This is a genomic window from Mucilaginibacter sp. (assembly GCF_025362475.1).
Classification (GTDB): Bacteria; Bacteroidota; Bacteroidia; order Sphingobacteriales; family Sphingobacteriaceae; genus Mucilaginibacter.
In genome coordinates, this window is record NZ_JANYGH010000079.1 from 1 (window position 1) to 17,258 (window position 17,258).

At 41.8% G+C, this 17,258-nt stretch carries 12 protein-coding genes and 1 tRNA gene; 8 read left to right on the top strand and 5 right to left on the bottom strand.

The features are described from left to right. Positions 1-13 precede the first annotated feature (13 nt). Positions 14-1,105, top strand: coding sequence for a PD-(D/E)XK nuclease family protein (locus Q0R88_RS26485; protein WP_295721716.1), 1,092 nt, complete (start codon positions 14-16; stop codon positions 1,103-1,105). Positions 1,106-1,180: 75 nt separating this feature from the next. Here the strand turns inward: Q0R88_RS26485 and Q0R88_RS26490 are convergent, their stop codons facing one another. Both Q0R88_RS26490 and Q0R88_RS26495 read right to left on the bottom strand, forming a co-directional pair. After that, on the bottom strand, positions 1,181-2,935 hold the full coding sequence (locus Q0R88_RS26490) for a hypothetical protein (RefSeq protein WP_295721718.1): 1,755 nt from the start codon (positions 2,933-2,935) through the stop codon (positions 1,181-1,183). A 288-nt stretch (positions 2,936-3,223) separates the two neighbouring features. After that, a complete protein-coding gene (locus Q0R88_RS26495; RefSeq protein WP_295721721.1) occupies positions 3,224-3,466 on the bottom strand; it encodes a hypothetical protein in 243 nt (80 codons plus the stop codon). A gap of 87 nt (positions 3,467-3,553) precedes the next feature. Here Q0R88_RS26495 and Q0R88_RS26500 point away from each other — a divergent pair, with 87 nt between their 5' ends. After that, positions 3,554-8,155 (top strand): ATP-binding protein, encoded by a 4,602-nt coding sequence (locus tag Q0R88_RS26500; protein WP_295721723.1) that lies wholly within the window; start codon positions 3,554-3,556, stop codon positions 8,153-8,155. Between the two features lie 55 nt (positions 8,156-8,210). Here Q0R88_RS26500 and Q0R88_RS26505 read toward each other — a convergent pair whose 3' ends face one another. Both Q0R88_RS26505 and Q0R88_RS26510 read right to left on the bottom strand, forming a co-directional pair. Beyond that, positions 8,211-9,431 carry a site-specific integrase gene (locus Q0R88_RS26505; RefSeq protein ID WP_295721725.1) on the bottom strand — a complete coding sequence of 407 codons (1,221 nt, stop codon included), beginning with the start codon at positions 9,429-9,431 and terminating at the stop codon, positions 8,211-8,213. 250 nt (positions 9,432-9,681) lie between these two features. Continuing rightward, positions 9,682-9,753, bottom strand: a tRNA-Glu gene (locus Q0R88_RS26510). Between the two features lie 196 nt (positions 9,754-9,949). On the opposite strand from Q0R88_RS26510, the gene Q0R88_RS26515 reads away from it, so the two are divergent. The 6 genes from Q0R88_RS26515 to Q0R88_RS26540 are packed head-to-tail and all read left to right on the top strand — an operon-like array spanning position 9,950 to position 16,330. Then, positions 9,950-10,231, top strand: a complete 282-nt coding sequence (locus tag Q0R88_RS26515; protein WP_295721727.1) for a DUF427 domain-containing protein — start codon at positions 9,950-9,952, stop codon at positions 10,229-10,231. A 2-nt stretch (positions 10,232-10,233) separates the two neighbouring features. Further along, complete coding sequence (locus tag Q0R88_RS26520; RefSeq protein ID WP_295721729.1) at positions 10,234-11,619, top strand: mercuric reductase; 1,386 nt, start codon at positions 10,234-10,236, stop codon at positions 11,617-11,619. Positions 11,620-11,628: 9 nt separating this feature from the next. After that, complete coding sequence (locus Q0R88_RS26525) at positions 11,629-12,588, top strand: ABC transporter ATP-binding protein (protein WP_295721731.1); 960 nt, start codon at positions 11,629-11,631, stop codon at positions 12,586-12,588. Continuing rightward, positions 12,585-14,156, top strand: coding sequence for an ABC transporter permease/substrate-binding protein (locus Q0R88_RS26530; protein WP_295721733.1), 1,572 nt, complete (start codon positions 12,585-12,587; stop codon positions 14,154-14,156). Before Q0R88_RS26525 ends, Q0R88_RS26530 begins: the two co-directional genes overlap by 4 nt. Before the next feature lie 4 nt (positions 14,157-14,160). Continuing rightward, a complete protein-coding gene (egtB, locus tag Q0R88_RS26535) occupies positions 14,161-15,312 on the top strand; it encodes an ergothioneine biosynthesis protein EgtB (protein WP_295721735.1) in 1,152 nt (383 codons plus the stop codon). A 19-nt stretch (positions 15,313-15,331) separates the two neighbouring features. Next, positions 15,332-16,330 carry an L-histidine N(alpha)-methyltransferase gene (locus Q0R88_RS26540; RefSeq protein WP_295721737.1) on the top strand — a complete coding sequence of 333 codons (999 nt, stop codon included), beginning with the start codon at positions 15,332-15,334 and terminating at the stop codon, positions 16,328-16,330. 105 nt (positions 16,331-16,435) lie between these two features. Here the strand turns inward: Q0R88_RS26540 and Q0R88_RS26545 are convergent, their stop codons facing one another. Continuing rightward, the gene (locus tag Q0R88_RS26545) at positions 16,436-17,257 is read right to left on the bottom strand and encodes a phytanoyl-CoA dioxygenase family protein (RefSeq protein ID WP_295721739.1); all 822 of its coding nucleotides are present in this window, start codon (positions 17,255-17,257) and stop codon (positions 16,436-16,438) included. Between the last annotated feature and the right edge of the window lies 1 nt (position 17,258).

Here is a 17,258-nt window from a genome sequence, read left to right on the forward strand (position 1 = left end):
TACAAGATAACCGATGGAAAAAACAGCCTTCCACCGTGATCTTCTAGCAACCTCTTATCTATTGACTGGTCCCTTTTGCCTCGGAATCACTGGTCCACTTTGCCTCGGAATCACTGGTATACTATGGAGCGGAATATCCAATCAGGAACAGGATCGGTTTATGAAGCAGTTTATTAGCTACCTCCACAGCTTTTCCGGCGTAAAAATCAGGAAAGATGATTTTGAGAATACCACTGTGATCCGAGAACAAGGTAGGTTAGATATTTGGATAAGGGATGAAGTATCACAAAAGGCAATTATCATAGAAAATAAAGTCAATAACGCTCCGGACATGGCCGAACAAATCGACCGGTATTATCAATATTCACACGAACTAAAGGGCTATAATGTCGAGCTAATTATTTATCTCTCCTTGGACGGGTTCAAACTTGCACCTAAAATTTCCACAAAAATCGACCTCCTTGTTCGCAATATTGGCGTGTATACAGGAATGCCCGACGATCTAGTTACGGGTTGGCTTAGCAATTGTCTGAACGATCATATTAACCAGGATAGCTACACATTTATTTACCAATACATTACTTTATTAAAATATCTCGCAAATAAAAATATGGATAATCGGGTAATGGAAGATTTCTATCGTCTTCTTTCAAATGAAAACGCATTTGAAAATATCAACAATATTGTGGAAATGAAAAACCGACTCCCTTCTTACCGGGCGGATAAATTTGCTACAGTAATAGGAGACGGTTTCAGTCCTTTTGTAAAACAAATAAGGTACAAAAGCAACTATTATTTGTTCGATAATTACCAAGTAAATTCAAATATTTTTAAACTCGATGTTTGGTTTGAAGCAGATGGCAATGCGGCATTGATGTTTTGGAATACTTCTGAACAAACTTCAAATGGAAGGGTTGCACTGACTGAAGAACTTAACAGGATAGGGTGGGAACAAGAATTTGACGACGAAATAGGCTATGGATATAATGGATACACTAAACGATTTACGATTGGATCAATTTATACAACAATGGCAATGGTTGATCATGCGGTAAGTAACTTTGTCCGGCAATTTTTTGATACCCTTAAAAAGGGAGCTGTGTGACAACCTTAGATTCTCACACTTACCTACGAACCTGTAATATCAGCAAAAAAACGCTCTGTGGGTACGATGTGCTGATCAAATCGTATTCCTCGAATTGAAAATGATTTTAGTCATTGCGTCGAGCATTCCCGGAGGCTTGTTCAAGTCGGTTTTGTCCAGTCGGCCTGCAAGCCACGTGTCAAAAGCAATAGACTTATTATTCATGATCTGCCCGGCAGTACGGTTATCAGTTTCGTTCAATCTGCGCGGCAATAAAACGTATTGATGATACTCGCTGATCATTTCACCAAGGTTAAACGTTTCTTCACGGAATATATCCTGCCGGTAAATCAAAGTATCTATATCGATAATGGTCAAGTTCCGGACACGCCTCGTAGGAAATCCTTTTACCGCCAGTTTGTCTAATTCAACAATAAACCAGCTATTAACGAGATGATTTAAGCCAGGCACCCGGAAGGAATGGTCATGAAGCACCAATACAGGATAGATTTTAATGGCCTGCGGTTTGTAAGAGGTGTCAAAGGGAAATTGCATGGTGAGCGCCCGCTCAATATTGCCCATGAGTTGCAATACCGCTTTATTGGAACGGCGGCCACCCTTGTCTTCGAAATATAATTTCTTTTTAAACTCAGCCTCCAGCAAGCTGAAATCATACTGTTCCTTAACAGCCGCGTTGATCAGGATATCCTTTGACTCGAAAAGGTACATATCTTCATTCTTCCTGGCATAATAATCCGGTTCTGCATTGATCCCGCTGTCTTTAATCTGTGAACCGGTAAACTTTACATTATCCTCGGGAAAAAAGTTGTCCCGTATCCGGTAAAGAAGCCAGCGTTCTGAAAATGCATCGGTGTAAAGACTTCGTAAATTCTTGAACTGCACGTCACCGGGAAGTGTGGCATTGATCTCATAAAGTTTAAAATACAGGCCTTTGTAAAGTGTTTCTATAACAAAAGGATTGAAAATGATCCGGTAGGTCAGCTCATCCACCCGTAAAAATGGTTTCGATCTGGTTTTGCGGAAATCGATATCAGACAGTGCCTCTTCGTCCTTAACAATCAGTTTTTCGAGAAAAGCGAGGTTATCAGCCAATTGTTCATCTTGTTGCACAACAATATCGGTATGTGCCTCTCGTTGATTTTTCAAAGCAGATAAGGTGAGGGGAATGACCTTTTTGAGATAGGTTTCCCAATCCGTTACATGATAGTAATTAAGGAACGCTTGTAAAAGGGGCTGCATTCCTTCTTGTGACGCTAAAAATTGGAAGAGCGATACAGATTTGATCAGCTGGCAGGCCCAAAGTTCGGTGATGGAATAATTGATCAGTTCACTATAGGCAAAGGATTGTGTCAGATTCCATAAAGGATAACGAAGTAAACTTGTGATATGTTCGGTTGTAGGGCCTGACTGCTCCTGTTTTCTCGTGTTGATCTCATTTTGCACTAACACCGCTTTGATGATGTTCACTTCAATTTCTACGTTAGTTTGTGTCTCTGTATCATCTAGGTGGTCATAGGCATATTCGAACAGCTGTAATGCAGTTTGCGGGTTGATCAAACGAACTTTTCGTTCGGAGCTGTTTTGCAATGCCTGTATCCGTTTCCAGAGGTCATTTACGAACTCATTATTTTCCGGACGGAATTTGGACAACAGTTCATAAGGGCTGCCCAAAACAGATTTCCTGTTGTAAAATCCAAGAAAAAAAGCTGCAATCTGCAATAATTTGGTCCTGCTGATACCAGTCAATAGTGCATGAAGTTCCGGAATCTCACCATCAAACAAAGCGCTGTACTCGGCCAGGATTTCAAAAGTAAACGGATTTTCCGGCATACGTTATAAAAAGCTTTAGGTCAGGCACTCTGTCGTTTGAAAGTACAAAAACGTTGGCCATAATACTATGATTCATTTATACGATTTTTACATCTTTTATTACAGGCATGTTGATTGAGGATAAAATTGTAACGATGCTGATTTTCGGTATAGGAAATATATCCCCGAAAGCAACCGTTCAACGAGTTCACGGTTAGCATAATTGCTGCGCTGACTCATCAATCAGGATGTTGTTTAGCTAACTTAATAAATAAACGCCAATAGCGGAAATATTGTCGGTAAATACCATTAAATACATAGTTGCAAAAAGACATCAAAGCAAATTTCATAAGATTTAAAAACAATTGAATTCCGGTAAGTAACTGCTTGTGCTTTCGGCGCGGCGAAAGCGTGGCGGAAAATTTTCGAGCCAGGGGACAAAAGTACAGGCTGTTGCCATTGCGGCAGAAAGCTGGTGAGCGAAATGAGGGGCGCGACAGCGCGCAAAATGAAGCAAATCTGCTGAACTGCCCATAAATGCATCTCCAGCATAATTATTCCTGTTGATTACGTGGACAATGTGAAAAACTTATTCCTAATCTGAATGCCAGTTTGAAAGAAAGGGATTATTTTTAACCAATGAGTATCATCAGCTACGAACAGCCGGAAGAAATAAAAAACGATCCCGTTTCCTACGAAGGGAAATCTTATCCCTATAACTTGGTTTCGGACCATCGTCGCTTTGAAGAACTCATCTACAGCATCTATAAAATAAAGATCGCCCGGTCGGAATTTCTCCCGTATGATACAATTAGCCTGATGAATGGAGTGCGTGATGAAGGCCGTGACTGCGCACTTTTAAAAGATGAACGGAACTACGGGCTTATTCAATGCAAAAAGTATGAGAAAAGCCTGAGCAAAGATATCTTCGGGAAAGAGATTACAAAGTTTGCTTTATATAGCCTACTCAATCCCTCACTTATATTTGACCGCAACCAGTTTGAGTATTATATCGCCGTGACCACCGGCCTGGCCAATGACTGTTCCAGTTTCATTGATGAATTTAACCACAAAATTGCTGGCGAACCGAAATTGCCGGCCTGGATTAATGACTGCCTGAAAGCCCCGACGCTGGCACTGTTAAAGGTCGAGGACCAGACAGAAAAGGTAATCGACATATTATCGGCTATCAAAGTTAAAAAAATACATCCCGCGGATCTGGATAGTTTACTTGCAGAGCCGGCGGTGGAACATATCACACCACTGTTTTTTAAAGTCAGGGCCTTAACGGATAACAGCCATATCATTGAACTAAAAAATGAGTTCAGGCGTTTTGTCAACAAAACACTTGATAAAAACGAGCTCGCATCCGAACTGCAAAAAGGCTCAGGCAGCCTTCGGTTTCAGATAAACGAGCTCGAAGAGGTTCCGGACTCCCATATTGATCGCCCGGAAACAATTCAGCTGCTGGATTGGATCGGAAATGCCCCTGAAAAAGACAAAACCGGCAGAGACAAAAATATTTGCTTGCTTGCAGGTGATGCCGGTATTGGTAAAACCGTAATCCTGAAAGATCTATATGACGAACTTTCCGAACAAAACGTCCCTGTATTAGCGCTGAAGGCTGACAAATTATACCCTGTCAATATGCAGGATCTACAGGCCAAAGTCAATCTGTCTATACCCGTTTTTGATTTTATTGATCAATGCAAACAAAACTTTGATATCACTGTTATTCTGATCGACCAAATCGATGCTTTATCACAGTCTATGTCATCGGACCGAAATTACCTGCACGTGTTCCGGCAGTTGATCGATAATTTTACTTACGATAGCAATGTGCGGATAATCATTTCGGTCCGGACCTTCGATCTCGAATATGACCCGTCCCTAAAGATCTACAAGGATATCAAAAAGATCAAGGTTGGTCTCCTTCCGGAAACAGCTGTCGAAACGCAGTTGCATAAATTGCAATTTCCGAAAGATGCTTTATCGCCTAAACTTCTGCTACTACTAAGGACACCGAATAACCTAAACATCTTTTCTATCGTGTATGTAAAGAGGACAGGCCCATTCTCAGGGCTTACATCCATTCAGGGATTGTATTCTGAACTCTGGTTACAAAAGATTGTCAACACATCCAATCCTAATATCCAGGCGGAACAACTCAAATTGCTTCTCTATAAAATTGCCAACAAAATGTTCGCAGAACAACGAATATCCATTGGCAGGCAGCAATTCGAGGATAAAAACCAGGAACTGATTTATCTGGAAAGTGAACGGATTCTTAAAGTCGACGGCCCACAGCTACAATTCTTTCACCAATCATTTTACGACTATGTTTTTGCCAAAGATTTCGTCGAACGCAAAGGGTCGCTCTATTTCTACATCATCGAACAAAGACAATCCATCCTCATCAGGTCCGCGGTTAAAATGATAGTCAATTATTTGAGGGATTACGATCATAACCGGTATGCTCGTGAACTGAAAAATTTGTTAAAAAGTAGCAGGATACTTTTCCATGTCAAACACATAGTGGCCTCCATGTTGGCTGTAATAGAGGAACCAAGTGAACAGGAGAAGCAAATATTTCTGGAGGAGATTTGTCGTTCGACGAAACTGAAAACCGTTTTTTTGGAACATGCTTATGGTAACGGCTGGACGGTTATCATTGTTAAAAACGGCTTGCTGGATTTTTTGATAGATCAGGTGGTGTCGAAAAAAAGCACATTCCTCCGAACCCTTTATCTAAAATATTTTCAATCCAATAAGCAACCGAACCAAATAGCCGAAAACTATCTCAGGCACGTTAGCCAGCAATACCTACGCAACCGAATGTCCGATGAGTCAGATACAATATTTGACTTTGTAGCTAGGATCATAGATCAGGACCTTCTTCGCTGGCTGGCCTTCACGTTAAATAAGTGGAAAGACCCAAGAGCGATCCAATTGTTTAAACGCTGCGATAAGTTCTATGAGGTTGATCCGTTTGGCTATTTTCATGCTTTGGAAAACATGCTCGATGACATACCTGATTTTGCATACGAGCAAGTTAAAGATCTTTTGTTTACGGAAGACTACTACAAAGACGACCGCAGAAACGACCATCATACAGAAATAAAGCTGGTCAAACAATTAACCAGCAAGATGCCCTTAGTTGTGGCAAGCCAGTTACTCATCAATCTTGACGCCCAGATCAATAATGAGCGGTACGAGGATCTCGATTTCAATGGGGATTTCAAATATAAGGGCGTTTACCTCAACGAAGACGCAGATGCAGATAACCCGGGACTGCTTTATAAACTTTTGGGGAGCTGTTTGAGAGTGGCCGCTGCCGAGCGTCACCCGATCTTTCTCAAATTCATTGCAGACTTTAAAAACAACGTCAACGAAAGTTACCTGCGGCTCTTGATCTTCGCTTTTGGTGCCGATCCGAAGCTGTACGCGTCCGACGTCTCGGAGCTGCTGACCCATTTGCTCCAAAGCGGAATGCTGTATCACGAAGGAAAGCTGAACGTGGAATTCCGGGTACTCTTTGAAAAATCATTTCTTCATTTTACGGAATATGAAAAGGTAAGTTCCTTAGCGCTGCTTAAGCAGCTCAAAATCAAAAAAGAAATTTTTGTTTTCCAGCGCAACGTTAAAAAGCAATATCACCTGAGCTGGGGGCTGACCAAATACTTTTTCCTGAAAAGGCTATCTGCGCCAATCATTGCAAATGATAAAGAGCTGAAGAAGACATACCAGGAATTAGAACGAAAATTCGGGGAGAAGGCAGATACGATAAAATATCAGTCTACCATTGCGCAAGCAGTTCGCAGACCCTTATCACAACAGGCTTATCATAAGATGAGCCCGGCACATTGGATCAGTTCTTTTAAAAGATATAACAACAACGAACATAATTGGGATGACTACCTTAAAGGGGGGCTTGATGAGCATTCCTGGGCTTTCAAAGAATACCTAGCCAAAAACCTCTCACAGCAGAATATCGAACTGGTCGGGACCATCATCGAGGATGACGACATCTGTCCTACGTATAAAGTGCGCGCACTCTATGGCTTGACCGAAGCTGAAATTGATGCTAAAGTGCTTTTTCCACTCGTTGAAAGCGTCATCGAAAAAGAACAGTACCGGGAAGATCAATCACTTTTCCTCTCCACATTAGGTTTCCTTTTTCATTATGATTGCTACAATGACAACCTCGTGAATTTTGTGATCAACGAAGCGGTTAACGGGGAAACACCGAATCATTGGAAGGAAAAAGAAAGTCATGATAAGACCTCGGTAAACGGCTTAGTCACGTCGGCCATTAACAGCAGCAAGGGAAGAGCTGCGGAATATCTATCGTATATCACCGACAAAAAATACCAGGACAGGATATTTAAGGTCATTGACCAGCTTCTGGAAACCGGGGTGCCGCAGATCCGAGCAGTCATTTACTACCGCTTTGCTTATTTAATGCGCGCAGACAGCGACCGGGCATTTAACTTGTTCGCCAAACACCTCAACAAAGAAGGAAACGAAGAAGTTTTGGTATCTGCTATTTGGTCGCTGCAATACCTCGCGAATTATGATTTCGACAAGCTCCAACCCATCTTCCAAAAGATGATCCGCATAGAAAACTTGGGAGACGAAGACAGCCGTGGCATATCTACCATCATCTTCATTTCGTACCTGAAAGGCAGAGAAACTGCAAAAAAGATTTTCACCGACTTCCTAACGATCAATAAAAAAACTCATTTTTGGGCGGTACATGAAGCACTCGAACATTTTTACCTGTTCCAGGACTCGCCACAGAAATGCCTGGAGATTCTGTTCACCGTGTTAAAGATCGCCGAACCAGAGGACGATTCGGATGAATTAAGTTTTCAGCTCTATAAACTGGAAAACATAAAATTCTTAGATGTGAAAAGATTATTGGATGCTTTTATTGACACCAAGGGATTCCAGTTGTCTGAAGAATTGACTAAATATCTGACTATATCTTGTAAGGACGAGCCTTTTGGATGTGTCGATCTCTTCACCAAAGCCATCAGTAAAAAGAAAAACGCAACCCAAAAAGATCACCTCCGGGATAATGACCACGCCACCCAGTTTGTCATCGCTGGTTTCAGCGCAATCAAAGGCAATGACCGCAAAAGCATAAATTATCGCGCTAAATTGCTAAAGTCATTTGACGCGATATTATCTGACTATCGATTCAGGAACAAGGCTGAAGTAATTTTAGATGCCGTTTAGCGATGGGAATAAACTCTATAAGGTGCCATTTTGCCACCTTATAGAGTTGTAATTATTAAACGGTTAGATATTTCTGTTTAAGAGCTGCCATATCCTGGCTCACTTTTAAATCCAGGATTTTAGCATAGTGCTGAGTGGTTTTGATATTGGTATGCCCTAACATTTTACTGACCGTTTCTATCGGTACGCTATTGGATAGGGTAACAGTTGTGGCAAACGTGTGCCTCGCCAGGTGAAACGTCAAGTGTTTAACGACATCCGATAGGTCAGCTATTTCTTTAAGGTAAGCATTCATTTTTTGATTACTCAATACAGGTAATAGCAATCCTTTATTTTCACATTGGGGATGATCCTGATAACGGTTTAATATAGTTAAAGCTACAGGGAGCAGTGGTATGCGGGAAGATGTATCCGTTTTTTGGCGACTGGTAAATATCCACTGCTCACCATCCATGCCAATGCCGATCTCGCTGCGTTTTAGCTTCTTTACATCGGCATAAGACAAACCTGTGTAACAGCAAAAAACAAAAATATCCCTTACTTGCTTCAGGCGTTCAATCGTAATTTTTGGGGATGTTGTAATATTATCAAGTTCCTGCTGCGTAAGAAAAGTACGCTCCTTTGCCTTAGCCGTGGATTTAAAATTGATGAATGGATTTTGCTTTAGCCAGCCATTAGCAATACAGTGATTAGCTATTTTTTTAAGATGTTTAATGTACTTGGCGGCAGATACACCAGTAATTTTACAATCTGCTTTCAGGTAAAACTCAAATCCTGTAATAAAGGCGTAGTTTAATTGGCTGATCTCTATATCTGTTTTGCCATACTCTTTTTGCAGGAAGCCAGTAAGGTGTTTTTCAGACGTATTGTATCCTTTTAATGTATTAGCCTCAAACCCATTACCAATCAATGCCTTTACTTTGGCATTGTGTTCCGCAAACAGTTTCATCAGATAGCGGCTCTTTTCTGTTTTTCCTGTGAATTGGTTCTGTAGGCTTTCAGTAGTGACGCGCTGGTTTGAATCAATCAGCACCTGGTGCGCATTTCTAACTTTGGTTAGCAGGCTGTCCAGATAATTATTAAGCGATTTGATCTCTTCTTTTGCGCCGATGGCTCGCCCCGCATGGCTGTTCCATTTGGCCGGATCACATTCACGTCCGGCAGACATTTCTACGCGTTTACCATCTACGGTAATGCGCATGTAGACGGCCATAGGGCCGCCTTTGTAGTTTTTTTGCTTTCTCAGGTAAAAAAGCAGGTGGAAATTACTTTTCATAATTACAAGCTTAAAAGTGAAACAAAAGTAAGTTTGTCGCCTGCTATTATCAAGATGTTTAATGATTGAACATCTTGATAGTCAATTAATTATGAGTAATTCGGTGCGTAGCATTTTTCCATTTAGGTACGCACCGAATTTGCGTCTTTTTTGTTGCAATTTGGTGCATAAAATGGTATTTTGATATAAACAAAAAAACCTGCAATCATTTGATTTGCAGGTTTTTAGCATCTTTCGATATTGTTTTAAGTAGCCCGTAGGGGAATCGAACCCCTGTTTCTAGAATGAAAATCTAACGTCCTAACCCCTAGACGAACGGGCCATTTTTTCTTTTTTGTTTCCCTTATTTTGGGATTGCAAAGATATAGCTTTAATGATAAAAATAAAATAAATTTTTCTTTTTTTTTATTTCTGCCTGATAATGAACGGCTTTTTTTTATTTACCAAACAAAATAGCACAATTTCAATTGTAAATCTGCCCCCGTTAAGGCTATCTTTATCCTAAAATCAATTTACTTATGAAAGCAATCTGGAATGATAAGATTATAGCAGAAAGCAATGATACAATTATTGTTGAAAATAATCACTATTTCCCAAAAGATAGCGTGAACGCAGAATACCTTGAAACCACCGACACGCACACAACCTGCCCATGGAAAGGCTTAGCATCCTATTATACCCTGAACGTTGATGGTAAAATAAATCAAGATGCTGCCTGGTATTATCCACAGCCTAAGGAAGCAGCCGCAAACATTACCAACTATGTAGCATTTTGGAAAGGTGTTAAAATAACCGAATAAAAATGAAAAAATACGATGCCATCGTCATAGGCGCCGGCCAGGCCGGCGGTCCGCTTGCCAAAAAACTGGCTATGGCCGGGATGAAAACTGCCTTAATCGAAAAACGTTTTTATGGTGGCACCTGTGTAAATGATGGTTGCACGCCCACCAAAACCTGGGTGGCATCGGCAAAAGCGGCTTATATGGCTGTTAAAAGTTCTGATTTGGGAGTATCGGTAAAGCGGTTCTCTATCAATATGCCCAAGATAAAAAAGCGTAAAGACGATATAGTGATGCGTTCGCGCGTGGGAGGCCAGCATGCAGCTGAGAAAATAAAAGGGCTGGATGTTATTTTTGGAGATGCTACCTTTACCGGCAAAAAAACAATTGCTGTTGCCCTTAACAGTGGAGGCAATCAAAATCTGCAGGCCGATCTTATATTTTTAAATACCGGTGCAAAACCCTCTATTCCCGAAATAGAGGGACTGAATGAAATTAAATATCTTAATTCAACTACCATTTTAGACCTGGATTATGTGCCCAAACACCTTCTGGTTTTAGGGGGTAATTACATAGGTTTAGAGTTCGGACAGATGTTTCGCCGGTTTGGGAGCAAGGTAACCATATTAGAAAAATCAGCAAGAATAGTTGCTCACGAGGACGAAGACGTATCGGCAGAGATGCAAAAAATACTGGAGGCAGAGCAGATAACTATTCATACAAACGCACAGGCCACCAAATTCAAGCAAAAAGGCGATGGTAAAATAACTGCAACAGTGTTGGCTAACGGAGAGGAAAAAAAAATCAAATGCTCCCATGTGCTGATAGCGGTTGGTCGTACCCCTAATACCGAAACACTGGGCTTAGCTAATGCGGGTGTAAAAACAGATGAAAAAGGGCATATCAAAGTAAACACCAAGCTGGAAACTAATGTGACGGGCATTTATGCTTTAGGTGATGTAAAAGGCGGCCCAGCGTTTACACATATCTCTTACAATGATTACACGATAGTTTACCGCAACCTCATTGAAAAACAAAATTTTAATACCACAGATAGGCCCGTTCCTTATTGCATGTTCACCGACCCGCAATTGGGCCGGGTTGGAATTGATGAAACGGAGGCAAAAAAGCAAGGTTTAGATTATAAAGTAGCCCGGTTACCTATGGCATATGTGGCCCGGGCCATTGAAACCGGGGATACACGGGGCTTTATGAAAGCGGTTGTTGATCCTAAAACAAAAAAAATCCTGGGTGTTACCGTATTAGGACCCGAAGGCGGCGAGATTATGACCGTATTACAAATGGCGATGGAAGGCGGCATTACTTATGACAGGATCCGCTATTGCGTTTTTGCTCATCCCCTGTATTCCGAATCATTGAATAACCTTTTTTTGGCTTTAGAAGATTAGTTTTACTACATGATAAAGGTAGATGGTATAAGCAAGCATTTTGGCAGGATTAAAGCCGTCGATACCATATCTTTTGAGGTGCAGGACCAGGATAACCTTATTTTGCTGGGCACTAGTGGTTGCGGCAAAACCACCACACTAAAAATGATTAACCGGCTGATAGAGCCCGACAGTGGCAATATCTACATCAACAACAAAAACATATTTGAGCAACAACCCGAAGTTTTAAGGAGAAGCATTGGCTATGTATTACAAAACAATGGATTATTCCCCCACTATACCGTGGCCGAAAATATTGCCATTGTTCCGCAATTGCTTAAGTGGGATAAAAAGAAAATAGAAGCCCGCACGGCAGAGTTGATGGAAAAGCTGCATTTGGATGCAAATTACCTCCATGCTTACCCAAACGAACTTAGCGGCGGTCAGCAACAGCGAATAGGGCTTGCCCGGGCTCTGGTGTCCAATCCGCCGGTTTTGCTGATGGATGAACCCTTTGGCGCATTGGATAATGTAACCCGGTCAAACATTCATAAGGAATTTAAAGCACTTGATGAGCTGAAAAGAAAAACCATTGTTATGGTTACCCATGATGTACAGGAGGCATTTGAATTAGGCGACAGGATATGCCTGATGGATAAAGGCAAAATTGTACAATCCGGCACACCTGCCGAACTATTATTTAACCCGGCCAATGAATTTGTGGAGGGTTTCCTGAAAGACCAACGCCTGCAGCTGGAGTTTAAAGCAGTTCGGCTACGCGATCTGTGGGGCCTGCTGCCAGAATTATACCAGGACCAGCTTAATTCATCTTCACTATCATCTGATATTGACCTTTGGGCGGCCCTGGAAAGTTTCAAATTCAGCAATGAGGAAATCATCAGGATCAATAAAGATCAACACACGCAAAAGTTAGTAAGCTTTGAGCAATTGATGTCTGCTTTTTATCAATATAAACAAGCAATGGCATGATGGAGCATCAGCAAACATTATTTGAATTTATGGGGCAACAGGCCGATAAACTCGCCATGCAAACGCTGCAGCATATCGGGCTTACTTTTATTTCACTTTTTATAGCCGTGCTTATTGGCTTGCCGCTGGGTATTTTTATCACCCGCAAAGTAAAACTATCCGGGCCGGTTTTGGGTGTTGCTGGTATACTGCAAACCATCCCCAGTATTGCATTATTAGGTTTTATGATCCCCCTTTTAGGAATCGGTGCCAGGCCCGCAATTGTGGCATTGCTGCTTTATGCTTTATTGCCTATCATTCGCAATACCTATACGGGCATTACAGGGGTTGATGCCGCGGTAAAGGAAGCCGCGGTGGCTATGGGGATGAATAAGTGGCAGGTATTGTTTAAAGTTGAGTTGCCACTGGCTATGCCGGTGATTTTGGCCGGTATCCGCACCGCTACGGTAATAAATGTGGGCGTGGCAACATTGGCCTCCTATATTGCAGCGGGTGGCTTAGGCGAGTTTATTTTCGGCGGTATATCACTCAACAATACCAACATGATATTGGCGGGAGCAATCCCGGCAGCGTTACTGGCTATTATTTTTGATTTCCTGCTCTCCAGGGTGCAAAAATTAAACTTCAAAAAGATCAAAGCAGGCGCTTATGGCATACCGGTTTTATTGGCATTATTATCATCGTTTTACTTTATCCCCTCTGCATATGGTGGCAAACTTACCGCCGGTTTTACGCCCGAGTTTATGGGCAGGCAGGACGGTAACCTTGGGCTGGAAAGCAAGTATGGCCTAAAAATCCACACCATTGTTATCAGCGATGCAGTTATGTACAAAGCCGCGTTTGAAAAACAATTGGATGTTATAAGCGGCTACTCAACAGATGGCCGGTTAAAAGCTTATGACCTGGTGGTACTGGATGACGACAAAGTCATTTTTCCACCTTATTATGCCGCGCCCATCGTTCGTGAAGAGTCAATCAGGAAATTTCCCGATCTGGAAAAAACATTAAATTTACTGGCAGGCAAAATAAATGATTCCATTATGACGGAATTAAACTTCCGTACCGACTATCTTCACCAAACCCCAGAACGTGTAGCAAAAGATTTCCTGGAAACCAATAAACTATATAAACCATCCCGCGAGGGGAATGCAGGAATCATTCGCATCGGATCAAAAATTTTTGGCGAGCAATATATCCTGGCTAATATGTACAGCATGCTAATAAAGGGGTATACTGATTATGATGTATCAACAAAAACAGGACTGGGCGGAACTAAAATTTGTTTCGACGCCCTGACCAATGATCAGATAGATTTTTACCCGGAATATACCGGTACGGGCTTGCTGGCTATATTACAGGCATCGCCGGCAACAGTTACCAGGGTAACCAAAAATAAAGATAGTACATACAACTATGTGCAGCAGGAATTTATAAAACGCTACCAGGTAAAATGGCTAAAGCCCATTGGCTTTAATAATGCTTACGCGTTAATGATGAGAAAACAGCAGGCAAAAAATTTAAATATTAAAACAATTTCAAACCTTAAACGATACTTGAATAGTAGATAATTCAATGAATTTAGTCGATTATTATACAAAAGTGCGCCAGCGAACGGAGCAAATTTGCAGTTTCCTGCAAACCGAAGACTACGTGGTGCAGCCTGTAGTTGATGTTAGTCCGCCTAAATGGCATATAGGGCATGTTACCTGGTTTTTTGAAACTTTTATTCTGAAACCTTATTTTATGGGTTACCAGGAATTTAATGCCAATTACAATTACGTTTTTAACAGCTATTACGAAACCGTAGGCAACCGGGTTATCCGTACTGATAGGGGCAACTTAAGTCGCCCAACGGTTGCCGATATTTATCAGTACCGGGCCTATGTGGATGAGGCCATGACCAGGTTTTTACGCGATGAGCCATCGGCAGAAATAAAAGAATTGCTGGTACTCGGTTTTAATCACGAAGAACAACACCAAGAGCTTTTATTAACCGATATTAAATACATTTTAGGGCACAACCCCTTGTTTCCGGCCTATTCTGATAAATATGTATCGCCAAAGATCCAAAAGGCCGACAGTGCCGATTTTATTAAGATGAACGAGGGTGTATATGAAATAGGTTTTACCGGCGATGGCTTTTGTTTTGACAATGAGCTAAACCGGCACAAAGTTTATTTAAACGAATATGAAATAAGCCCGAACCAGGTTACTAATGCCGAATACCTGGAGTTCATTAATAGTGGAGGCTATCATGATTTCAGACACTGGCACGCCGAAGGCTGGGATCGGGTAAACACCAATAAAGTGGAGTGCCCGCTGTACTGGCATTTAATTGATGGCGAATGGCAAAACTATACCTTCCACGGCCTGCTGCCGCTTAATTTAAAAGATCCGGTTTGCCATATCAGCTATTTTGAAGCTTATGCTTATGCCTCCTGGAAGGGCCTCCGTTTACCCACAGAATTTGAATGGGAAGCCGCCGCAACTCAGTTTAGCTGGGGCAAAAGCTGGGAATGGACAGAAAGCTCCTACCTACCTTACCCTGGTTTTGCAAAAGCTCCCGGTGCAATTGGCGAATACAACGGCAAATTCATGGTAAACCAAAAAGTATTGCGCGGAGCATCAGAAGCAACCCCGCCCGGACATAGCAGAATTACTTACCGCAATTTTTTTCAAACAAATTTACGTTGGCAATTTACTGGCATAAGACTTGCGAAGTAAAAGCACAAAACAGGAAGATATGGACTCAACCTTAACTCATACCCAATTGAACCCCGAATCAGGTATTAAAACTGATTCGTTTTATAACGATGTTATAAAGGGCTTGCAATCATCGCCAAAGCGTTTAAATTCAAAATACTTTTACGATGCCAATGGCGATAAGCTTTTCCAGGAATTGATGGGCTGCGAAGAATACTATCCAACCAACTGCGAACTGGAAATATTTTCTGAAAGGACCAATGAGATCACCAATGCGCTAATTGCCTCTGGTGATGCTTTTGACCTGATAGAGCTTGGCGCAGGCGATGCTATGAAATCGACCTACCTGTTGAAAGATTTGCTGGATAAAAAAGCAGATTTTACGTATTTACCTATCGATATTTCTGACAATGTGATATCGTACCTCAATATTACCCTCCCCGTAACCCTGCCTGGGTTAAAGATCACCGGCTTAAACGGCGAGTATTTTGATATGCTGCAGAAAGCGGCATCAATATCCTCCAGGCGTAAAGTGGTACTGTTCTTAGGATCAAATATTGGTAATATGGCCGTTCCTGAAGCGATTGAGTTTTGCAGGGAGTTGAGGAATAACTTATCCGAAGGCGACATGGTACTTATCGGCATGGACCTTAAAAAGGATCCTAAAGTTGTATTAGCGGCCTATAACGACAAGGGAGGTATCACCAAAAGATTCAATCTTAACCTGCTGGAACGGATCAACCGCGAACTGCAGGCTGATTTTGATTTGACCAAATTTGATCACTACCCAACCTATGACCCCGAAACCGGAGCATGTAAAAGCTACCTTATCAGCCTGGAAGATCAAAAGGTGAATATCAGCGGGAAAGAAACCATCACGTTTATGAAAGATGAATACATCTACATGGAGATCTCCCAGAAGTTCACCATTATGCAAACCGACCAGATAGCCATCAATACAGGCTTTGTTCCGCTAACACAGTTCTTTGATGGTAAAAAATGGTTTGTTGATGCTGTTTGGATAGCAGGTACAATATAAACACGATTTAGAGGATGAGGCAGAATTTACAGGTTTTTTGATTTGCGGTTTAAGTATTAAACCCGGCAAAAAACCTGTAAATCTTTTCAAATCCTCAAAATCATGTTAAAGTAATTTCGGATTCAATTCCGAGTCTATAAGCCCGCCAATTGGCTTGCCCATCAACCATTTATGGTGATCATTTTTTTGCCAATCGTTTTTATATGGGGTGATGCGCGCGCCGTCAGCAATATAAATAACGGTCATTACCTCGCGCATTTTATCGGAGTTGTTGCCCGGCGCGTTATGAATTGTAAACCCGCGGTGCCATGTAGCGTCACCAGCCTGCATCGTTTTTGCGCGGCTTATAGGGAAGTTATTGTTTTTCACATAATCATCAAATGCCGATTCCGACTCGTCTGAGATCTCGTGGTTAAAAACAGCTCCCTTGGTATAAGAGTTTGATGCAAAGGTGAGCATCCCCATATCAACATCAATATCAACCAGCGGCATCCACATGGTTACTGTATTATTGGTATCAATAGGCCAGTAATATTGATCCTGGTGCCAGGGGGTGGGGCCGCCGCCGGCTTCTTTAAACAAGGCCTGGTCATGGTACAGCCTCACGTTTTCAACCCCCATAAGGTCGGCGGCAATTTTTGCCATGCGCCTGGCAAAAACAAATCTTTTTACATCGGCATCAAGCTGCCACAGGTTCATGATCTGCAAAAATGCTTTGCCGTAAGTGTCCCTGTCTTCCAGCTTTCTTTTTTCGGTGTTATACCGGTCTGCAGCACCTACAATTATCGGCCTGTAAACCTCCATTTCATCCTTTGAAAGTACGCCTCGAACCAAAGTATGTCCCTTTTCACGGAACTCATGAATGCTTTCTTCGGGCAATTCTATCAAATCATCCAACAGCAAAAGATCAGAAATCTTTGTATTCATA